This window comes from Paenibacillus sp. 23TSA30-6, assembly GCF_014858585.1.
Lineage (GTDB): Bacteria > Bacillota > Bacilli > Paenibacillales > Paenibacillaceae > Paenibacillus.
Map to the genome: position 1 here is coordinate 132,124 of NZ_SLTL01000003.1, position 20,994 is coordinate 153,117.

Here is a 20,994-nt window from a genome sequence, read left to right on the forward strand (position 1 = left end):
GAGGGGGAGCCATGGAACAACAGCCTGTATTGCAAATTAATGGACTGACAGGCGGATACAGCGCCAAGCGCCCGGTGCTGCACCAGATTTCTCTGGATGTAAAGCCGGGCGAAATGGTGGGGCTGATCGGTCTGAACGGAGCCGGGAAAAGTACGACGATGAAGCATATTTTGGGACTGATGACACCGCAGGCGGGAGAAATCCGCGTGCAGGGACATAAGCAGGCAGAAAATCCCGAGCAGTATCAGGGAGCCATTGCTTTTGTACCCGAGTCTCCAGAGCTGTATCCCGAAATGACCGTGATAGAGCATATGGAATTCACCGCCAGAGCGTATGGAGTCAGTGAAGCTGATTTCCGCACCCGCAGTGACCAAATGCTGGACTTGTTCCGTATGCGGGATAAGAGCGGAAGCATGTCGATGCATCTCTCCAAAGGGATGCGCCAGAAAGTGATGATTATGTGCGCATTTTTGGCGGGACCGCCGCTATATGTCATTGATGAGCCATTTTTGGGTCTGGACCCGCTCGGTATTCGTTCCCTGCTTGATTTTATGCTGGAAATGAAGCGCTCGGGCTCGTCCATTTTGCTCAGTTCTCATATTTTGTCCACGATTGAAAATTATTGTGATCGTTTCATTGTGCTTCATCAGGGTGCCATCATTGCACAGGGTACGCTGGACGAAGTGACAGCACAGGCGGGTAAGCCGGGCATGCCGCTGGAAGATGCATTTTATGAGCTGGTACAGGGCAGGGAATGAGCATGGATTTGCAACGCTTGCATAAAGAAAGACGTGTTGCCTTCTGGGGACAAGTGCTGCCTTATCTCGGCTATGTCATTCAGAGCGGCCTGGCGGTCGTCTTCGGCTTTGCGCTGATTGCCTTTGCCGCGTGGTATACGTCGCTGATTATGCATATCCCGCCGGATTTGCCCATCCGCTGGATTATGCTCATTGTAGCCGTTCCGGTCGCTCATGTAAGCTTCCGTACGTATTTGAATGAAGCCGATATCGTCTTCCTGCGCCCGCAGGAGCATGCGATGCACCAATATTTTAAGTCCAGTCGTATCCGTGGCGTGGTGTATAAAATATTCGGCCTGCTGTTGCTGCTAATGATCGCGTGGCCGCTGTATATCCGCAGCGATACTGCGCCTAAGCCACTGCTGCTGACCATACTGCTGTTCGTGCTGCTGAAGCTGCTGTTCAGCTATGGCGGCTGGCAGGAGCTGCGCATGGTATCGCGCGGCGCAAGCATGGGGTATCGTCTGCTTCGCTGGGCGCTGGCAGTGCTGCTGGTAGCCGCATGGCTGTGGCAGCCTCCGCTGCGCAGCTTGCCGTTTATCGTGCTGGTGGGTGTGGTGTACGTGCTTGTCCTGCGTTTTCCGGTCAAGCTGCTGGTGGCATGGGAAAACCTGATCCGTACAGAAGGCATTCAGGCTGCCCGTGTGATGCGTACTTTGGGCTGGTTTGTTGATGTGCCGGCCCTTACGCAGAGAGTGACTCCGCGTCGCTGGTTGTCTTGGTTGGGTGGTAACATACCGTGGGACAAAAAGGGAGCTTATCGTTACCTGCTGTTCAAGACCTTTGTGCGCACAGAGCCTGTGGGGATGGTCATACGGCTGGGTATCCTTGGCCTGTTGATTATATGGATCATGCATACGAGCTGGATCGGTATCGCTGTGTATTTATTTTTTATATTCCTGATCGGCGTGCAGATTACTTCGCTAAGGCAGTACCACAAGGATTCGCTATGGCTTCAGCTCTATCCGCTTCCTGCCCATACCCGCCGTGCGTCTTTTCTGGACTTTGTTGTCCGGCTGCTGTTGCCGGTTGCGGTCGTCCTGTGGCTTCCTTTTATGTTGAGAGGAACTGAAGGGCTAATTTCCACGCTGCTTACGCTGGCTGGTGGAGTGCTGGTGGTATACTTGGTACGAGGCGCTCAGGCGAAAAAATGGCGTCTGGACGGTCAAGATGAGGAAGAAGTTTGATCCTGTGTGTATAAAGTAAAAACAAAGGCTATTCCGTAAGCAGCAAGCGCTGTTTGCAGAGTAGCCTTTTTGCGTGGGTACTGCTATGGGTCAGCCGTGGGCGCAGATGTCATTCTGCTTAAATAAACATCGTTTTGCTGATGATTACTAACAAAATGAACAGTACCAGAATCGTTCCTGTGCTTGTGAATGCGCCGAAACCACCGTAACCGCCTCTTGTTTCTTCTGCTCCCATGCTCATTCTCCTCTCGGTCATTGTGATGTAGGATACACCGTATATTATGAAGCGGATTTTCGGATTGCGTGGGCCAACGTGGAGGTACATTGCCGGATCGCCTTGTTTTTTCAGCGGATATGAGGGGATAGAGAGGAAAAGACACGTTTTGTCGAGAATAGAAGAAGTATGTAATCATTATTACTTGGAAAGTGGGAACGACGAGATGCTGGCAGACAAGCTGCTCGTGAATATATTTCTGGTTTTTGTACCCTTGCTGGTGTACAGCGCTTTATCGGATTATCGACATATGAAACAGACCCCATTGCTCATGGGAGGGGTGCTGGGTATCTCTTCTGTGCTTTGTCTTATTTTCTCGTATAGCTGGTACGGCTTGTTTTGGGATCTCCGATATGTTCCGCTGATCCTCTCCGTTTTATATTTTGGTCCCGGAGCAGGACTGGTGAATATAACACTCATGATGATGGCCCGCATTTATGTTGGACCTGATTCCATCGGAGTGGGGCTGATTAGCATGCTGTTATGTTATCTCGTACCTCTCTTGGTGAGAAAAAAATTTATGCAGCTCAAAGGCATGCTGGCCCGAGTGTTGATAAACTTGCTCATGAGTGTGTGGATGAATGTGATCATGCTGGTTATTCTTATGATGCATTCCTGGGCCAACGGCAGACTGGACGAGGATGAAGTCGAGCTGATCAAGGGGGTCCTTTGGTTTGCTATAATTCAATTTCTAAGTATCGGAGCTGCCTCTTGCTGGATGGAGTTTAGTCTCGAACGGGAAGAGATGAGAAAAAAGATCAAATATGCTGAACGTCTCAATACGTTAGGGGAACTGGCCGCTTCCATGGCTCACGAAGTTCGTAATCCGTTGACGGTCGTAAAAGGGTTCCTGCAAATGGCCCAGTCAGGGCTGGAAGGAAAAAACCGCAGATATATGGCGTTGGCGCTGGCGGAGGTGGATCGGGCTGAAAGAATCATTAGCGACTATTTGAATTTATCCAAGCCGCAGATTGGGAAGACGGAGCTGATGGATCTGTCCGGTATGGTTCAACAGATTGTTCTGCTCCTGAAACCGATGGCGGCCAAGCAAGGCGTAAGAATGCAGACGGAGCTGAGGAATGAAATATATCTACATACGGATCGTAATCAACTGTTGCAGGCGCTAATTCATATCACGAAAAATGCGATTGAGGCTGCGGAAGATGGAGGCAAGGTATACATAAAGCTGGCAGTTCAGAAAGAGAAGGCATGTCTGAATATCAAGGATACTGGAAAAGGCATGAGCCCGGAACATCTGGAACGGGTAGGCACTTTGTTTTTTTCGACCAAAGAAGTAGGGACAGGGCTGGGAACGGCAGTCTCCTTTCGCATGATCGAAGCGATGAACGGCAGTATACGGTATGAGAGCGAGCCGGGAGCCGGTACGGAGGTTATCATTTTGCTGCCGCTGGCACAAGAATCTTTGCGGGCTGCTGAGGGATAAGTGCTTTGAGTTGTGAATGAATCGTTCAGCAGGGGATATAAAAAAACGGTATGCCGCAACATCCGGCACGGCACACCGCTTAATCCAGCTATAAGTCTATCCAGTTAATACCGACCGATTAGATTAGGGGTTCAATAAGTCTTGCACACCACGATAAACAATGTCGTACAAGTCTTCCAGATATTCTTCCTCAATACAGGAAAACGCGATACGGAGATCATGCTCACCTAGTGCAATCGTTCCCACACCATATTGCTCCAGCAGATATGTGCGCAGTTGTTCGGCGGACAAGCCGTTCAGCTTGAGACACATGAAATAACCCGAATTGAAAGGATAGTAACTCCATACATCTCCGTATTTTCCGCTATCAAGTAACGCCTTGACCTTGTTGGCCCGGCCTTTCATGATTTGGAACTTTTCTTCCTTCTGTTGCTCAAAATCCGGTGATTTTAGAGCATCCAGCACGAAGGTTTGCGACGGGTGAGGGCCGCTGGAAATCGTTGCCCGAATGATTCCCAATGTTTTTTGCTCCAGTGCGCTCAGTACATCCTGATGTTCCGAAGCAAAGGTAATAAATCCGACACGGAAGCCCCACACAAATTCTTCTTTGGTAGCTCCGTCAATTTTGACTGGTAAAATTCTTGGATGAAGTCCAGCCAACTGGCCGAATAGCGATTCATGCAGCGAATCCTCGAAGAACAGGCCAAAATAAGCGTCATCCGTCACAACTACGACATTGATGCCTGCTTCTGCTGCTTCCTGAATGGCAGCAACAATCGCTTTGCCTTCTTCGATTCCCGGTGTATAGCCGGTCGGGTTGTTTGGGAAGTTCAGCACAACGATGGCTTTGCCGTATTCCTTCTGTGCCAGCAGCGCTTCACGTAACCCCTCACTATTAAAACGTTGATCCTCTGTGAACAACGGGAAATTCACCAATCGTCCATGACGGCGAATACCGAAGGTCAGCTCATAATTTTCCCAGTTTTTGTCCGGATAAATGACAGCATCCCCTTCATCCGTAAACAGGTCGGCAACGATGCTCAAACCATGAGTCAGCGCGTTCGTAACCACAGGTAGGCCGTAGCTTTTTCCAGCGAGCGACGGGTTTTCCTTCAGCATTTTTTCCCGCCATACACTACGCAGTTCGGGCTTGCCCGCAGGAGGCGCATAAGGGTACAGGTCCTTGGGGCTGTATGCAGACAGCTTCTCCTGAATGACCTCCAAATGCATAGGACCGCTACCCTCGGTAGCAATACCAATTGTAGCGTTGTACTTTTTAGCAAGTTTCCCCGCCTCAGCGGATTGACTTAAAATCCCTTCTTTTGGGAAATAAATCTCTTTACCTAAAAGAGAAAGCATTTCATATACATGCTCGTTGCCTGCCTGAATGTTGCGGTTTAACTGCGCTGCCAGTGGATTCATTCCGGTTTCATCCTTCCAAGTCATTTTGATTACATATTATAGCATTACACACGGTAAGCGTCACGCAAAAGCGTCAACGAAGCTTTCCTGACCTGCTGGAGCATGAATCCACGGGGAGGGAAGGCTTTATTTTTTGCGTAATGGCAGTTCTGCGCTTATATTATAATTTAACGGGATATGGGACAACGAAAGAATAGCATAAGGAGGTGCAGATTTTGCTGGATACGTCTGCGGCATCGTTTATCCTGTTGCCTGCCTTTGCCAAAATTGTGTGTGAGCCGGGCTGGAAATGGCAGGTACGCGAAAGACCGATGCCAAACTACGATTTATTTTATGTATGGAGCGGTGAAGGAACGGTTGTATTGAACGGGGAGTCTTATTCGGTAAGCAAAGGAAGCTGCTTCCTGTTCAAGCCGGGGGATGATACCCGGGCCACGCATAACCCGCAAAAACCGCTCATACTTACCTATATTCATTTTGATCTAACCGAGCCGCCGAAGATTATCCCTGCCAGCTATCGTATGCTGGAGGAAACGGTCGAGGTGGAGCAAATGCTTGCAAGGTACGTCCGTCTGCGCCTGGAACGCGCTTACGGGGCAGAGGAGGAGGGCGCGCTAATCCTGAAGCAGCTCATGATACATCTGCTGCGTGCCGACCGCAAGGAGCCGCAGGAGCAGCCGGCCAGCCACCAGCTCACCGAGGTCATCCGGGAAACGGCCAATTATGTGCGCCAGCACCCGGGGCTTCCTCATCGTGTCGAGGATTTGGCGGCACGGGCAGGGTTGTCATCACGTTATTTTTCGATCAAGTTCAAGGAGCTGCTGGGCGTTTCTGCGCAATCTCATATCATCAGCATGCGAATTGAGCGCGCACAGCATCTGTTGCTGCATGCCGGAATGAATGTGACTGAGGTGGCAGAGGCTTTGGGATACCGCGATATTTTTTTCTTCAGTCGCCAGTTCAAGCAGCACACGGGAAAAAGTCCATCCGAGATCAGGTAAAGGAATAAGCGGGTGGTTCTGGGGATCGTCATATAACGAATAAAAAAGATAAACACATATGAGAGGACCCGAGCAATTTTGCCGGGTCCTCTCATATGTGTTGTTGTAGTCATGCTGTAACGGCAAACACGCTTACGCTTTCGGAGCGTGCCGGAAGCAACCGAGACGCTGCCCCATTCTTACTACATCCCCTAGCTTCAACGCAGGGTCAGGATCAAACGTGCCGTTTTCGGTCAGCAAAACGACGGTTGAGCCAAACTCGAAATATGCAAGATCGTTGCCTTTTTCCCATGAGACGGCTTCATCATCGGTATATTTGATACTGCTTACATTCATCGCGCCAACCTTGACGACCGCCACCTCGCCGTATTCATGGGCAATGTACGTAATCTGCCGTTCATTGCGGCTCAGAACCGCTCTCATATGCTGTAAGCCGAAGTCATTCACCGGATATACCTTGCCGCGCAAATGCTCCTTCTCCACCAGTGTACCGGATACCGGCGCATGAATACGATGATAATCAGTCGGACTGAGATACAGTACAAAGGCGTAGCCATGCGTGTATTTCTCAAGACGCGGCGAACGGTTAAGCAGCTCATCCAGCGTATAGTCCTGACCTTTGACATTCAAAATCGTGCCGGACGTAATTGGGCCAGTGAATGTAATCTGCGCATCCACCGGACTGGTCATCACCTCGGCGTTCGTATCAATCGGGCGCATGCCCGCTTTTAATTTGCGTGTAAAATAGGCGTTCAGGGAAGGATATTCCTTCCATTCCTGCTCAGCCTCATGCGTCTGGATCTGGTACGTACGTATAAAGGTGGGGATAAAAAGTCGGCTTGCACCGCTTTGCGCGAAGGAACCCACGACCCGACACACCCACTTGCGCGATGATAGCTCGGTCATGAGCCGCAGCCACTGTTTTGCCATTTCAGATCCCCCTTGTTCATTTCCGAGCCGTCTTGGCCGGAACCTGTCCGGCCGCTCTGAACTATATTGACACAGAATGTGACGTAAATCAATACAGTGGACGGTCGAGTGAACGGTCGGTGTCTGCCGGGGGCATCCGTTCGAGAAGCCAACGCGCATAAGCCATCGGCTGAGTGTACGTTTCTTTCCAGACATTGTTCATGCCTGCCTGGCTGAAGCCGTAGCGCTGATCGCGGCCGTTGCATTCGATAAAAACAATCTTGCCTTTCTGCGTAATGCCCAGGTCCAGACCGACGTCAGCCAGCCGGGGAAGGTTTTGTGCCAGCCGATGAACGATTTGCAGCGCGAGTCTTTCCAATTCATTCATCAGACGGGCTGCGTTCCATGGCAGAGCCGTCTGTGCCTGTGACAACACCTCTGGCAAGGAACGGGCCGAGCCGCCCTGCGCCACATTGGAAACGAAGGTGTGGGAGGGAGCAATTTTGGCAAACATGCCTGTCACGCTCCAAATACCGCCATATCCGCGTTGCACCGTCACACGAATATCAAAAGGACGGTTGTTATACAAAGCGAGTGGTAATGTTTCCTGCACGATATGAGGACTACGCAGTAACCGCTTGTGTAGAAATGAAGGCAGTTCTCCGGCGTACAGGCGCAGTGTGATCCACCGATCGGGTACAGTGGGATGTGCGCATTGTAAAGTCCAGTCACCACGGGAATGTCTCAGGCGCATAATTCCTCTGCCGATGCTCCCGCTGCTTGGCTTGATGATGACATCTCCGGTCTGCTCCATCAAGGTACGAATCGAAGTCCGGTTGCCTTGCAGCGTACGTGGAAGATGGGGATGGAGCAGAGGGTCTTCCTGCAATATTGCATGTATGTGGTCCTTACGGAAACGGTTTTGTTCATTAAAGATGTAAATTCCGTTCTCCACCAGTCTGTTGATTTCACTGGCATTTTCGTTCTGTCGATAGAGGGTCCGATTATGGATGACCCGTGGCAACGGGAGAGTCATCTGACGATGGCCGTTACCATGTTTAACAAAAGCCCGGCATGTTCCGGTCGGTATATGAATATCCTCCAGACGAAGAAAGCAGGGGATTAGCTCGTAGCTCAATCCGGCGTCTTCGTAATTGAAGAGTGATTCATATCCCGTCCTCATGGCGGGGATGCCCCGGTACGTCACCGGGTTGAGCATGACGCCGACATGCAGCATGGGTGTGTCCGCCCTTCCTTGTTGAGACTCCAACTGACAACTCAGTGGTTCTAGTCCATCATATGTATCAAAGATCGGCCAGGCATGGACGGTAGCCTTACTGCATGCCCAAAGTGAGAAGCCAGGCACCTTTCAGGCAGGGAGGCGATATGATACACCATGAGTGTTGAAGAGAATTACAAGCGCTTGAATCAGAGAGGAAAGAAGGTGCAGGGCTGATGCAGAGGCCGAAGGTGGCAGTCGTTACACCGGGCTCTTTTGTTATACCTTCGCCCCGCAGCAGCTCGGTAGAGCGGGTTATTGCCCATATGGTACCGCTGGCCAGCGATAAGCTTCAGGTACAGATATATGGCATACGGGGAGATGAGGTGCCAGATAACGCCGATGTGGACGGGGTGCCATGCATACGTTATAAGCAAGGGCCAAGTTATGTTCCCGAGGTGATCGCCGACCTAAAAAGGTGGTCTCCTGCGGTGGTTGATGTGCACAACCGCCCGGCTGTGGCATATGCGATCCACAACGCTTTGCCCAATAGCCGGATCGTGCTGACTTTACATTCGACCACTTTCATCCGGGAGCCGCACCTCAAACGGAAGGAAGTGGATCGACTGCTGCAGCCGCTGGAGCGGATCATCGTGAACAGCGCCTATATGGGGGCAACCGTAGCTACTGACAGCTCTGATGCTGTCAGGGAACGCATCGCTATAAATGAGCTGGGCATTCATCCCGGCGATTTTCTGCCGCGCTGGACACCTGCGGCAGAAGCGGTCAGAACGGCGCGGCTGAACGATTACGGCTGGGCAGGCCGCCGCATTGTGCTGTACGCGGGCAGATTGGTGTCGGGCAAGGGCGTTCATCGGCTGCTCAAGGCCCTGCCGGGCATCGTCCGTGCCTGCCCGGATGTGCTGCTGCTCATTGCAGGCAGTGCCTATTACGGGCAGAGCCGCTTCACGCCCTATTCGGCGTCGCTGCATCGGCAGACGCGTAAGCTGAGATTGGGAAAGCACGTCAAGTTTCTCGACTATGTTCCCCATCCGGCGTTGGCCTCGCTGTATCAGTTGGCCGATGTGACCGTTGTTCCTTCGGTGGGAAGTGAGGCCTTCGGGCTGGTTAATCTGGAAGCGATGGCCGCAGGTGTACCTGTGGTTGCTTCCCGTACGGGCGGCATCCCAGAGGTTGTACGGCACGGGGAGACGGGCTGGCTTGTGTCTCCATCTCCGGGGGAGCAGGAAATGGCTGCTGCTGTCATCGGACTGCTCCAGCAGCCTGACTTGCGGCGGCGCATGGGAGAGGCCGGGATTGCCGAGGTACGAAAACGGTTTTTATGGCAGCATTCATCACAGCGCTGGGCGCAAATCATGCTGGATTGCGTAACGTAGTGACGTGAGCCCAGCTGTGAGCATAGGCTATTCTATAGGCATTAGCCATGATTCCCAGCCGGGTGAATGAAGCGGAGCGACCGCTGGTTCACTTCTGTGCCAAAGGAGCGGTCATTATGAACCATCGTATGAACCATAATAGTAAGGATAAAAGAACAGTGCGGCGTAACCTTTCCAACGCAGTTCCTTCCCCTCGTATAGACAAAAATAAAACGGCTCCCCCATCCGGCAACAGCAAACCGATCCAGCGGGAGACGGTGAGTGTAAAGTCTATCGTGGAAAGCCAAGCTCAAGCACATGACCTTATTGCAGTGGATGAAGCAGCATGGAGGAAGCACAAGCTTCCCAAGACGTTGGAGGAAGCCATGCTGCTCAACCGGGGGTCTGTACTGCTGCTGTCTGTGCCAGAGACGGATGCGGAACCTGGGACGGAATACGGCCTAACGTCTGTAACGTCCAGAGGTCAGACAGAGCAGGAATCTTTGCTGGATTGCTCCATTACCAGTATCCACATTGCCGAAGGCAGACATCGCCCCAAGCAGCAGCGGGTAGCGTTGTCCGCTGACAAGCCCGTTGCTGCTCTTACGGATGATGACGAATCTCCACTTAACATGACCTATGATGACGGGCTTCTCCGCGAGCACACATTTAATTCAAGAGCGGCTTCAACACGGTTTGGCAGCACTCCCTTTCACATTCCCGCAGAAGCGTGCAGGGATGAAGTGAGTATTGTGTTTGAGCAGCCATTCAAGGACGTGCATTATGCAATCACAGGAAATGCGAGCATACCGGGGGTAACGGTATCTGTCACGAAATGTCAGAGAGATTCGACGGTGTTCACGGTGGAACGCGCACACGCAGGTTCGGTTTGTGAAGGTTTGATTCTGTGGATTGCAATCGGGCACGATTAAAAGATGCCTATATAATGGTTGCGAATTTGCTTAAAACAAGAAAAAGGCATCCCGATGAAGGGACGCCGTATTCATGAGAGGAAAGAGGGCATACTTGTAATGGTAATATCGCCCTCTTTTTGTACATCCTAAGTAGAGCCAGATGTTTGCTTGTTTAAGCTCAATTTATTTCACACCTACAGCGTCAAAGGATTTAATGGCAGAAATGACTGCTATTGAATTTTCACCATAGCTGTCCTTGGCTGCCTGAATAACGGCGGCGCGTGCAGTGGAGAAATTAGAGGTGGAGGTCAGGTAATTTGTAAAGGCATTATAGTAAATATATACAGCTGCATCACGTCCGATTCCATCTACCTTGACACCATGGAAGGTGCCGCCTTGTGCCAGCAGATAGTAGGCTTTGTTAATAATGCCGCTATTAGTGTGGGTACCACCATAATCCTCGTTATTAGGGTCGGTATCAAAATTGCTGTAGTGATCGACCTGACCGTATTTGACAGGATCGGAAAGGGAGCGAATGGCGTCACCCTTAATGTTAGGTGTATAAGCTACTTTGCCAAAATCCCAGTTGGTACGCTCAATGTCGTTACCGATAATATCCGAGATGCTTTCACTCAGTGCGCCAGATTCAGCGAAATACACCAGCCCGGATGAATGCTCGGTCACGCCGTGAGTCAACTCGTGAGCAACAATTTCAAGGTCGCTGCTGAAAGGGGCAAATAACGTGCCGTCACCGTCTCCGTATAGCATATGGGTGCCGCCCCAGTGGGCATTATTGTAGTTCTTTTCCCCATAATGGACTGCGGAGGCAATAGCCATGCCACGTCCGTCGATGCTGTCGCGACCAAATTTTTCTTTATAATAATCATAGGTGCGAATGGCATAAGCATGGGCATCCACCGCAGCCGGATCTTTCCATACGTTATCTGTACTTGTATAAAGGGTGCCTGGAAGCGTCTCGGTATTGTGAACATTGTAAGTTAAGATGCCTTTACCACGAGTCGCATCCTTCAATTGGTACTTTTTACCAGAAGTCGTTGTTTCGAACGTTTTGGTATCCCCGAGTACACCACGACCTGTGCCGATTACTTCATTGAGGATGTCATACTTGAACACGATTTTGCCGTCATTGGCATCAATAAAGTAACGTGTGCGCAGTAAGGTAGGCTGCAAAATATTAACTTCCGTTACATAAACCAGACGTGTTGTGTCTCCATCAGGATAGATGTACAGTTCTGCCTTAGGGTCCACGCTCGGTTCCAGATTGGCGATTTTGGCGATAGGTGCAGTTGCAGGCTCTACCGCTTCCAACTTGCTATTCTTCAGTTCAGTTGTTTTTTCCAGATTCAAATTATCCTTGTCCATAGAGGAAGATTCTTCGTTGTTAGATGCCTCTGCGTAGGTGTCTTTACTCACACTGCTAACGTCCCCGGAAGGTTCAGCAGCGGTATGGGCGGAGGAAGAGAGGGATTGAACACGTGTAGCTGCATCTTCATACGCGGTATAGACGGCCTCAGTAGCACTGATTTTTGGAGTTGTATTTTCTTTAGCGTCGGCTTGTTGATCTTCTGAAATGACAGCTCCCAGATAAGAAGTAATTTTACCAGCCTTATTCACATGGATGGTCTGCTCGGCTCCAAATACAGGGATTCCATCCACATACTGTTTTAGGCGATAATGTTGCGTACCGAATTTATCACTGGTTCGATCCACGATCCGAAATTGCTCACGGACACGGGTGCTGCTGTTGGTATTGTCCATACTCATTAATGTTTTCTGTTGTCGATTCAAAAAGCTCCAGACCAGATTGTCACCTGATACCGATGAAGGAGACTTCCAGTTTACGGTTTGAAATGTTGGCGTAAACTGAGTAGGATCGGGAACAGAATTCTCCGCTGCGGCTGCGGATGCCCCAGGTACTACAGAGCCTAAGAGCATAGCCCCTCCAAGAAGTGAAACCCATACTTTTTTCATTAAATACTCACTCTCCCAAGTTGATGTGAGGATGAAAATCATCCTGTTTGAATAGGCATGGCGCCATGTATGTAGGTCTTGTTGCTTCTTTGAAACGTGAAGAGGATGGAAAGAAATTACCTTATGCAAAAAAACCAGATATAGTTTTTTGCAATTCTATCTTCTCGGCTCTGATGTTAGCACAGAGATTGTCGAACGAGAAGAATTATTATACAAATAACTCCAAAATGATTCAATAGTCCCAAAATATTAATTTGTTTGTCGTATATCGTCGAAACAAATCGAAAAAAGGGGCATCCCGTTAAACGGGACGCCACAGGCTCAAGGAGGAAGGGGTACAGACTTACACTGTACCCCTATTTTTTGTCCACTTATAAGTAGGATCAAATGATAGCCACATAACAGGCTTCTATCTACTGAATGAGGAACATTTTCGAGGAATACGGGATATGATTTACTTGATTCCTACAGCATCAAAGGATTGAATAGCGCTGGTTACTGCTGGCGAATCAGCACCGTAGAGGTCCTTGGCTGCCTGCACTACAGCCGCGCGTGCGTTAGAGAAGTTGGAGGTAGAGGTCAGATAGTTCGTAAAGGCATTATAGTAAATGTATACAGCCGCTTCGCGTCCGATACCACTAACCGTAACGCCATGGGACGTACCGCCTTGTGCCAGCAAATAATAGGCTTTGTTGATAATACCGCTATTCGTATGGACTCCGCCTTCATCATCATTGTTAGGGTCCGGGTAAAAATTGGAATAGTGATCCGGCTGGCCATATTTTGCAGGGTCGGATAGAGAGCGCAGAGCGTCGCCCGGAATGTTAGGCGTATAAATGCCATCGCCAAGGAGCCAGTTGCTACCATCCATATCATTACCAATAATATCTGAGAAGGCTTCATTCAGCGCACCGGATTCACCGTAATACTCCAGATTGGAGGTGAACTCTGTGACACCATGGGTGAGTTCATGCCCCACGACATCGGGATCACCGCTGAAAAAGGTAAATGATTTGCCGTCGCCGTCGCCGTATGTCATTTGAGAGCCGTTCCAGAAGGCGTTGTTATATTTTTTGCCGTAATGGACGGTCGAACGGATTTGCATGCCGCGTCCATCAATGCTGTCACGTCCGAATTTTTTCTTATAATAATCAAAGGTTCGAATGGCGTAGGCATGGGCATCAACACCCGCCGGATCATCCCATACATTATCCGCATCCGTCAAAATAGTACCTGGTGTCGTTTGGCGGTTGGCAGCGGTGTAGGTTACGATCCCGTTACTGCGTGTCGTGTCTCTCAACTGATATCCGTTGCCGGAAGCTGTGGTCGTGAACGATTTTATTTCACCATCTACGCCGCGACCGGTGCCCGTTGCGTAGTTGAGGATGTCATACTGGAATACAATTTTTCCGTCTTTGGCATCAATAAAGTAGCGTGTACGCAAAGGTGCAGGCTCCAGAATATTAACCTCTGTCACATAAACCAGCCGTGTAGTCTCACCGTCAGGATAGATGTACAGTTCTGCTTTAGGTTCCACACTTGGCTCCAGATTGGCGATTGTGGCAATGGAGCTATGTTCGGCTGCTGCCGCTTCAATGTGGCTGTTCTTCAGCTCGTCTGCATGTTCCAGACTGGGATTGATTTTATCAATAGAGATGGATATTTCGTTGTTAGATGCTTCCGCGTAAGTGTCTTTACTTACACTGCCTTGATCCTTGCTGCCCTCGGTAACGTTATTGGTGACGGAAGGGTAGGATTGAATTCGTGTAGAGGCTTCTTCATACGCGGTATAGACAGCCTGGGTAGCACTTATTTTTGGAGTGGTATCCTCGGTGGCATCTTGCTGTTGATCCTCTGAAATGACGGCGCCCAGATAAGAGGTGACTTTACCGGACTGATTCACATGGATGGTCTGCTCGGCTCCATATACGGGAACCCCGTTTACATACTGCTTCAACCGATAATGGTTTACACCAGATTTGTCGCTTGTACGATCAATAATGCGAAATTGGTCACGAACACTGGTGCTGTCTACACCTATCAGCGTTTTCTTTTGTCGATTCAAATAACTCCATACAATATTGTCACCGGATACGGATGAAGGAGCCTTCCATTGTTCTACGTGAAAGGTTGGCGTAAGCTGAGTGGGATCAGGAACGGAATTCTCCGCTGCTGAGGCACCGGGTGCTACAGCCCCTAATAATATAGCTCCCCCAAGCAGTGAAACCCATACTTTTTTCATTAAAAAAATCACTCTCCCCAAATTTAGGTCAGGATGATGTACATCCTGTTTTGTTTTAGGCATGGCGCCATGTATGTAGGTCTTGTTGCTTTTTTAAAACGTGAAGATCATGAAAAAATGAACTTATGCAAAAAAACAAGTTTTATTTTTTTGTGATTCCACCGTCTTGGCTCTGATATTAGCACAGAGAATGTAGGACGAGAAGATGTATCTTACAAATCACTGCAAAATGAGTCTAAAGACCCTTATTTAGATTTTATTTGTCTTATTTAGTCGAAATTGATCGAAAACGTACAGAAGACAAGAAAAGGGCGTCCCTTTGAGGGGACGCCATAAACATAAGGGGGAAGGGGTGCAGACTTGTACACTGCACCCCTATTTTCCGTCCATTGTATGAGCAGGTCATATGACAGTTGCACAATGGCAAAGGTCTATGGACGAGGATGAATAAGGGGGATTGCAATTATGATTTAGTTAACGCCTACAGCGTCAAAAGATTTGGCAGCTGCAGTTGCTTGTGCCGAGTTCGCACCGTAGAGATCTTTTGCCGCTTGAATAACAGCAGCGCGTGCGTTGGAGAAGTTGGAAGAAGAAGTCAGGTAGTTCGTAAAGGCACTATAATAAATTTGTACCGCTGCATCGCGACCGATACCATTTACAGTTACGCCATGGAAAGTACCGCCTTGTGCCAACAAATAATAGGCTTTATTAATAATACCGCTGTTAGTATGAACGCCACCGTTATCGGAGCTGCCTTTATACAAGTTTGAATAGTGATCTGGTTGATCATACAGGGTAGGATTGGACATAGAACGAAGTGCATCGCCCGCAATGCTTGGCGTATAAATATCATCGCCTACAAGCCAGTTTTTACGCTGAACGTCATTGCCGATGACGTCCGAGAAAGCCTCGTTCAATGCACCAGATTCTCCGTAATATTCCAAATTCGAAGTATACTCTGTGACACCGTGAGTAAGTTCATGACCTACCACATCGGGGTCCCCGCTGAATGCGATAAATGTGCTACCGTCCCCATCTCCATAAGTCATTTGGCTGCCGTTCCAGAAGGCGTTATTGTAGCGGCTACCGTAATGGACCGTCGAACGGAGTTGCAGGCCGCGTCCGTCAATACTGTTGCGCCCGAATTTGTCTTTATAATAGTCATACGTTTTCGCGGCATACGTATGGGCATCTACTCCGGCCGGATCATTCCATACGTTATCGGCATCTGTCAGAATTGTGCCTGGTATGGTCTGACGGTTGGAGGCCGTGTAGGTCACGATTCCGTTACCGCGAGTTGTATCTCTTAACTGATAGCTACTGCCGGAAGCGGTAGTGGTGAACGACTTGGTATCACCAAGCACGCCTTTACCTGTGCCTGTCGCTTCATTAATGATGTCATACTGGAATACGATTTTGCCATCATTGGCATCAATGATGTAGCGAGTACGCAGTGGCGCAGGCTCTAAAACATTGACTTCTGTCACATAAACCAGCTGCAGGGTATCCCCGTTAGGATAGAAGTACAGATCGGCTTTAGGATCTACTTCAGGCTGCAGATTAGCAATTTTGGCAATGGAACTTTGTTCTGTCTCCACCGCTTCAATTTTGCTATCTTTCAGGGCAGACGCTTTATCAAGACTAAGCTCGTCCTTATCAACGGATGTTGTTTTATCGTTGTTAGCAGCTTCTGCGTAAGTGTCTTTACTTACACTGCTTTGCTTTTCAGCATCTGTAGAGATCGTATCGTCGGAGGAAGGGAGGGCTTGAATCCGTGTAGCTGCTTCTTCATAAGCGGTATATACGGCCTCGGTAGCACTGATTTTCGGAGTTGTACCTTCCGTAGCTTCTTGCTGCTGATCCTCAGTAATCACGGCCCCCAGATAAGAGGTGACTTCACCAGACTTGCCCACATGAATCGTCTGTTCAGCTCCATATACGGGAATCCCGTTCACATACTGTTTCAGCCGATAATGACTTACACCGGATTTGTCGCTTGTACGATCAATGATGCGAAATTGATCACGGACACTGGTGCTGTCCGTACCCAGCAACGTTTTCTTTTGTCGATTCAAATAACTCCATACAATGTCGTCACCCGACACCGATGAAGGGGCCTTCCATTGCTCGGTGTGGAAGGTTGGCGTAAGCTGACTTGGCTCTGAAACGGAACTTTCCGCAGATGCACCAGACGCTACCGACCCTAATAACATAGCTCCTCCAAGAAGCGAAACCCATACTTTTTTCATTTAAAATTCACTCTCCCCGGTTAATGTCAGGATGAAGACCATCCTGTTAAGAAATAGGCATTGCGCCGTTTATGTTGGTCGTGTTGTCGTCTGGAACATGAAGAAAATGGAACGTGAAGAAGAAAAACCGAAGTGTCTTTCATGAAGAGTGCGTGAAAAGAGGGTACTGCATGTGAAGCTTACAGTCTGAAAAGGTGACAAACTCCTCCTTTCCTGTCGTATAAGTAAAAGTGGAATAAAGGCGGATAATGGAAAAAAGTTGTCTTATGCAAAAAAAACAAATGTTGACTTTTTGAACTCCCATCATCTGGCTCTGATATTAGCACAGAGAATGACGGACGAGAAGATGTATGTCACAAATTTATCCAAAATGATTCTTTAGACCCTAATAACTCATTTATTTAATAGGATTAATAAGAAATGTCAAATAAAGTCGAAAATTGCTTTGTCGAAAAGACTCCACGCTTGCCGTTACACACGCGTTTTAGAGCGCATAGGTTATGTTGAACTGTCCTAATTATGCTGTCTATCCATACAGCAGCAAGGGAGGTGAGGTGGGAGCATGAGGAAGCAGGCAAGATTTGGATTCAAGGCCCATCGCAGGCGGCATTCCAATGCGCATGACCCCTACCCGAAGGTGTGGCTGCCTGTACGAACGCCATCCGTGCATATCACCCCGACCCCTGTAACAAGGAGGGGACCAGGCACAGAAGCAGAAGTACAGACAGGTGAAGAACGGCCACCCGGTTCGTCTTCGGCGGGAAAATTGCTCGTATCCGTCATCATTCCGGCTATGAATGAGCAAAAAACGATCGGGGCTGTAGTCCGTGAGGCACGCCATGTTCATCCACATACCGAGGTCATCGTCGTCGAGAACGGATCAAGCGACAGGACAGCCAAGGCGGCAAAAGCAGCGGGTGCGCGCGTGCTTTCCTACCCGCAGCCATTGGGGCATGATATTGGCCGCCGAGTCGGAGCGGAAGCGGCTTCCGGGCAGGTACTGCTTTTTCTGGATGGTGATATCGTCATTCCCTGCGTCAGACTCAAGCCATTCATACAGGCCGTATGTGCTGGAGCGGATGTTGCACTGAATGATTACCATGGGCCGGTAGAGCGTACGTCGGTGCATCCTGTGGTTGAAGCGAAGCATGTATTGAATATTTTGTCGAACCGTGCTGATTTAGGAGGGGCATCCATGACGGGAATCCCGCATGCCATAAGTCTAAGGGCTCTAAATAAAATAGGTCTAAAGTCCTTGGAAAAACCTCCGTTATTTCAGGCCATGTCGATCGCTTCTGGCTTGCGGGTGGTGACTGTTCGTGGAATAGCCGTCGGTAAAGTGAATGCGACCCGCAAAAAAATGAACGGCAGGGACCCGCTTACGGATGTGGTTGTACAGGATCATCTTGACGCGATTGCCTGGCTTACATCACATCTGGGGACGCGTGCAGGATATACGGATTTGAAACGCAAACGGATCAGAGACGAGGTGAAGCCGTGAGCAGAACGTATCGTAAAGGGAGGTATGATGACCGAAGCCGGGGCATACGTCGGGTTCAGCGAAGACATGGAAAGACGACCGCGATGGACAGCCGCAGGGTGAGGAAACCTGCGCCCCGACGGAGGGAAATGATCGAAGTTCATCCCAGAGAGGTTCGGGCATTGCCCGGGGATATCCTGCTGCGGGGAACCGCCGCCGCAGTGGTCAGTGCCTGCAACGAGGAATCTACGATTGGCGGGGTGCTGAGCGAGCTGGAAAAGCTGCCGTTTACGGATATCATCGTCGTATTGAACGGTTGCACGGACGGCACACGTTCTATAGTAGCGAAGCATCATCCGGGTGTGACCCTCGTCAGCGTGCCGGATCGGCTCGGGCATGATGTTGGACGGGCGGTAGGCGCACGTATAACGCAGGCTGATATCGTGCTGTTTGTGGACGGGGATCTTCCGATTCCTGCGGCTGATTTGCTGCCTTTCCTCAACGCAGTGGATCAAGGAACGGATGTGGCGCTTAATGATCTGAGCAGACATTTGCCGCCATACTTCCGACAGGACAGCGTGACCCGATGCAAAGGATTTCTGAACCGCGTGCTGCGCAGGCCGGATCTGGGGGCAAGCTCCTTGACTGCTGTACCGCACGCGTTATCACGGCGTTCGCTGGAGCTACTCGGTCCGGCCATGCTCGCTGTTCCGCCGAAAGCCCACGCTATGGCGGTGTTGCACGGTATGAAGGTGACGGCAGTACATGCTGTCGACGTCATTGGAACAAACCGCAAGCGGGCTTTCAATATCGGCAAAGGGAATGTCATGGAGCAACTGATTGTCGGCGATCATGCGGAGGCACTGGCTGCGGTGTTTCAGGTAGCCGGAGCTTCCCCGCTCGGACCTGTTCCAGCGCGGGCCGACGTCGCCAAAGGGAGGAATGCACGATGAGTCTGACGAGCATTATTATTCCGACCTATAACGGTCTGCACCTGCTCAAGCCGTGTATTGAGGCGATTCGGACACATACAGCAGATGTGCCTTATGAAATTATTGTTGCGGACAACGCTTCAAATGACGGAACGGATGATTTTTGTGAAGCCGAACGGCTGATTAGTATCCGTCTCCCCAAAAACCGGGGTTTTCCGGCAGCTTGTAATCAAGGGCTGCGGCTGGCTTCGGGTGATCAGCTCGTCATTTTGAATAATGATGTGACGGTTACACGGGGATGGTTATCCAATATGCTGGTTGCATTGCGGAGCCAAAGCACAGTGGGACTGGTGGGACCAGTGACGAATTATGCTAGCGGTACTCAGCAGATTGACGGATTAGCAGGGGATTTGGATAGCTGTCTCCAGTTTGCAGAGCAGAATAATGCAAGTAATCCGTCCAGATGGCAGGAGGTCAAGCGGCTGGTCGGGTTTTGTCTGATGTTCCGGCGTGAGCTGATGGAACGGATCGGATTACTGGATGAACGGTTTAACCCCGGGCATTATGAGGATGACGATTATTGTCTGCGCGCACGTGTACATGGCTACAAACTGTTGATGTGCAGTGACTGTTTTGTCTATCACCAGGGGAGTGCGAGCTTTTCACGCTCGGAATCTGCCTGGGTCGAAGAGTTGATTGAGCGGAATCATCGTTTGTTTATGGACAAATGGAACATAGACCCCAGAGCGTTTATTGAGACTGGAAATAGCGGAGCTTTAGGCACCGAACATGCTGTCGAAGGAGGAAGGAAGATATGAAAGGGGTTATTCTCGCAGGAGGAACCGGATCGCGCCTTCATCCGTTGACTTCATTACTCAACAAGCATCTGCTTCCGGTCGGCAAGTATCCCATGATCGTGTATGGTATTGAAAGACTGCGACAGGCGGGGATTACCGATATGCTTCTTATTATTGGCAAACAATCGGCCGGGCTGTACACCGATTTTCTGGGCAGCGGCAGCAATTATGGTGTCCAACTGACGTACCGGATTCAGGAAAAGGCGGGCGGCATTGCGGAAGCACTCGAACTGGCGAAAAGCTACATGGAGCCAGGAGAAAAATTCACCGTTTTGCTGGGTGATAATCTGTTCAAGGAAGATCTGGGACCTGTTATTGAACGGTTCGGGCAGCAGCCTCCGGGGAGCGCCAGAGTATTGTTAAAAAAGGTGGCAGATGCCCACCGCTACGGAGTACCCGTGTTTGATCCCGAGCGGCCTGAGAGCATAGCGCGGATTGAAGAAAAGCCGCAGCATCCCCAGTCCAGATATTGTGTAACTGGCATCTACATGTACGATACCGCCGTGTTCGATAAGATCCGGCAGATTACACCTTCGACGCGTGGCGAGCTTGAAATCACGGATGTAAACAACTGTTATGCGGCAGAAGGCAAGCTTGAATACGACATTTTGCGGCGGTATTGGAGCGATGCAGGGACCTTCGATTCCCTTCAGGAAGCCGGGGTGAAAATGAAAGGGCTTCTGCCCTGATCTCAGCGAT

Annotated in this window: 17 protein-coding genes; 10 read left to right on the plus strand and 7 right to left on the minus strand. The window is 49.9% G+C overall.

From position 1 onward, the window contains the following. The first annotated feature begins 11 nt into the window (after nt 1-11). Entirely contained in the window at nt 12-758 is a 747-nt protein-coding gene (locus E0698_RS03855; RefSeq protein ID WP_192510664.1) for an ABC transporter ATP-binding protein, read from the plus strand. A gap of 2 nt (nt 759-760) precedes the next feature. Continuing rightward, nucleotides 761-1,984 (plus strand): ABC transporter permease, encoded by a 1,224-nt coding sequence (locus E0698_RS03860; RefSeq protein ID WP_192510665.1) that lies wholly within the window; start codon nt 761-763, stop codon nt 1,982-1,984. 118 nt (nt 1,985-2,102) lie between these two features. On the opposite strand, the gene E0698_RS26610 is transcribed toward E0698_RS03860, so the two are convergent. Next, entirely contained in the window at nt 2,103-2,219 is a 117-nt protein-coding gene (locus tag E0698_RS26610; RefSeq protein WP_238353844.1) for a YjcZ family sporulation protein, read from the minus strand. Between the two features lie 148 nt (nt 2,220-2,367). Here E0698_RS26610 and E0698_RS03865 point away from each other — a divergent pair, with 148 nt between their 5' ends. After that, nucleotides 2,368-3,702 (plus strand): ATP-binding protein, encoded by a 1,335-nt coding sequence (locus tag E0698_RS03865; protein WP_238353845.1) that lies wholly within the window; start codon nt 2,368-2,370, stop codon nt 3,700-3,702. Between the two features lie 123 nt (nt 3,703-3,825). Here E0698_RS03865 and E0698_RS03870 read toward each other — a convergent pair whose 3' ends face one another. Continuing rightward, a complete protein-coding gene (locus E0698_RS03870; protein WP_192510666.1) occupies nt 3,826-5,124 on the minus strand; it encodes an aminotransferase class I/II-fold pyridoxal phosphate-dependent enzyme in 1,299 nt (432 codons plus the stop codon). Nucleotides 5,125-5,339: 215 nt separating this feature from the next. Between E0698_RS03870 and E0698_RS03875 the strand changes: the two genes are divergently transcribed. After that, nucleotides 5,340-6,125, plus strand: a complete 786-nt coding sequence (locus E0698_RS03875; RefSeq protein ID WP_192510667.1) for a helix-turn-helix domain-containing protein — start codon at nt 5,340-5,342, stop codon at nt 6,123-6,125. Nucleotides 6,126-6,257: 132 nt separating this feature from the next. Here E0698_RS03875 and asd read toward each other — a convergent pair whose 3' ends face one another. After that, nucleotides 6,258-7,055 carry an archaetidylserine decarboxylase gene (gene asd, locus E0698_RS03880; protein ID WP_192510668.1) on the minus strand — a complete coding sequence of 266 codons (798 nt, stop codon included), beginning with the start codon at nt 7,053-7,055 and terminating at the stop codon, nt 6,258-6,260. Nucleotides 7,056-7,143: 88 nt separating this feature from the next. Next, nucleotides 7,144-8,271 carry a YheC/YheD family endospore coat-associated protein gene (locus E0698_RS03885; protein ID WP_192510669.1) on the minus strand — a complete coding sequence of 376 codons (1,128 nt, stop codon included), beginning with the start codon at nt 8,269-8,271 and terminating at the stop codon, nt 7,144-7,146. A 218-nt stretch (nt 8,272-8,489) separates the two neighbouring features. Here E0698_RS03885 and E0698_RS03890 point away from each other — a divergent pair, with 218 nt between their 5' ends. Continuing rightward, the gene (locus E0698_RS03890; protein WP_192510670.1) at nt 8,490-9,650 is read left to right on the plus strand and encodes a glycosyltransferase family 4 protein; all 1,161 of its coding nucleotides are present in this window, start codon (nt 8,490-8,492) and stop codon (nt 9,648-9,650) included. 47 nt (nt 9,651-9,697) lie between these two features. Next, a complete protein-coding gene (locus E0698_RS03895) occupies nt 9,698-10,561 on the plus strand; it encodes a WIAG-tail domain (protein ID WP_192510671.1) in 864 nt (287 codons plus the stop codon). Between the two features lie 165 nt (nt 10,562-10,726). On the opposite strand, the gene E0698_RS03900 is transcribed toward E0698_RS03895, so the two are convergent. From E0698_RS03900 to E0698_RS03910, 3 genes are all read right to left on the minus strand, one after another. Further along, a complete protein-coding gene (locus E0698_RS03900; RefSeq protein WP_192510672.1) occupies nt 10,727-12,535 on the minus strand; it encodes a M4 family metallopeptidase in 1,809 nt (602 codons plus the stop codon). A 454-nt stretch (nt 12,536-12,989) separates the two neighbouring features. Then, nucleotides 12,990-14,777, minus strand: coding sequence for a M4 family metallopeptidase (locus E0698_RS03905; protein WP_192510673.1), 1,788 nt, complete (start codon nt 14,775-14,777; stop codon nt 12,990-12,992). Between the two features lie 470 nt (nt 14,778-15,247). Next, nucleotides 15,248-17,026 (minus strand): M4 family metallopeptidase, encoded by a 1,779-nt coding sequence (locus tag E0698_RS03910; RefSeq protein WP_192510674.1) that lies wholly within the window; start codon nt 17,024-17,026, stop codon nt 15,248-15,250. 562 nt (nt 17,027-17,588) lie between these two features. Here E0698_RS03910 and E0698_RS03915 point away from each other — a divergent pair. From E0698_RS03915 to E0698_RS03930, 4 genes are all read left to right on the plus strand, one after another. Continuing rightward, nucleotides 17,589-18,527 carry a glycosyltransferase family 2 protein gene (locus E0698_RS03915; protein WP_192510675.1) on the plus strand — a complete coding sequence of 313 codons (939 nt, stop codon included), beginning with the start codon at nt 17,589-17,591 and terminating at the stop codon, nt 18,525-18,527. Nucleotides 18,528-18,610: 83 nt separating this feature from the next. Further along, on the plus strand, nt 18,611-19,459 hold the full coding sequence (locus E0698_RS03920; protein WP_431091375.1) for a glycosyltransferase family 2 protein: 849 nt from the start codon (nt 18,611-18,613) through the stop codon (nt 19,457-19,459). Continuing rightward, on the plus strand, nt 19,456-20,256 hold the full coding sequence (locus tag E0698_RS03925) for a glycosyltransferase family 2 protein (protein WP_134912916.1): 801 nt from the start codon (nt 19,456-19,458) through the stop codon (nt 20,254-20,256). The genes E0698_RS03920 and E0698_RS03925 overlap by 4 nt, the downstream gene beginning before the upstream one ends. Further along, nucleotides 20,253-20,984, plus strand: a complete 732-nt coding sequence (locus E0698_RS03930) for a sugar phosphate nucleotidyltransferase (RefSeq protein ID WP_134912917.1) — start codon at nt 20,253-20,255, stop codon at nt 20,982-20,984. The genes E0698_RS03925 and E0698_RS03930 overlap by 4 nt, the downstream gene beginning before the upstream one ends. Nucleotides 20,985-20,994: the final 10 nt, after the last annotated feature.

Coding starts and splice junctions, on each gene's coding strand:
- E0698_RS03855 (WP_192510664.1), top strand. CDS start 12: ATGGAACAACAGCCTGTATTGCAAATTAATGGACTGACAGGCGGATAC.
- E0698_RS03860 (WP_192510665.1), top strand. CDS start 761: ATGGATTTGCAACGCTTGCATAAAGAAAGACGTGTTGCCTTCTGGGGA.
- E0698_RS26610 (WP_238353844.1), bottom strand. CDS start 2,219: ATGGGAGCAGAAGAAACAAGAGGCGGTTACGGTGGTTTCGGCGCATTC.
- E0698_RS03870 (WP_192510666.1), bottom strand. CDS start 5,124: ATGAATCCACTGGCAGCGCAGTTAAACCGCAACATTCAGGCAGGCAAC.
- asd (WP_192510668.1), bottom strand. CDS start 7,055: ATGGCAAAACAGTGGCTGCGGCTCATGACCGAGCTATCATCGCGCAAG.
- E0698_RS03885 (WP_192510669.1), bottom strand. CDS start 8,271: ATGCTGCATGTCGGCGTCATGCTCAACCCGGTGACGTACCGGGGCATC.
- E0698_RS03890 (WP_192510670.1), top strand. CDS start 8,490: ATGCAGAGGCCGAAGGTGGCAGTCGTTACACCGGGCTCTTTTGTTATA.
- E0698_RS03895 (WP_192510671.1), top strand. CDS start 9,698: ATGATTCCCAGCCGGGTGAATGAAGCGGAGCGACCGCTGGTTCACTTC.
- E0698_RS03900 (WP_192510672.1), bottom strand. CDS start 12,535: ATGAAAAAAGTATGGGTTTCACTTCTTGGAGGGGCTATGCTCTTAGGC.
- E0698_RS03905 (WP_192510673.1), bottom strand. CDS start 14,777: ATGAAAAAAGTATGGGTTTCACTGCTTGGGGGAGCTATATTATTAGGG.
- E0698_RS03910 (WP_192510674.1), bottom strand. CDS start 17,026: ATGAAAAAAGTATGGGTTTCGCTTCTTGGAGGAGCTATGTTATTAGGG.
- E0698_RS03915 (WP_192510675.1), top strand. CDS start 17,589: ATGAGGAAGCAGGCAAGATTTGGATTCAAGGCCCATCGCAGGCGGCAT.
- E0698_RS03920 (WP_431091375.1), top strand. CDS start 18,611: ATGGACAGCCGCAGGGTGAGGAAACCTGCGCCCCGACGGAGGGAAATG.
- E0698_RS03925 (WP_134912916.1), top strand. CDS start 19,456: ATGAGTCTGACGAGCATTATTATTCCGACCTATAACGGTCTGCACCTG.
- E0698_RS03930 (WP_134912917.1), top strand. CDS start 20,253: ATGAAAGGGGTTATTCTCGCAGGAGGAACCGGATCGCGCCTTCATCCG.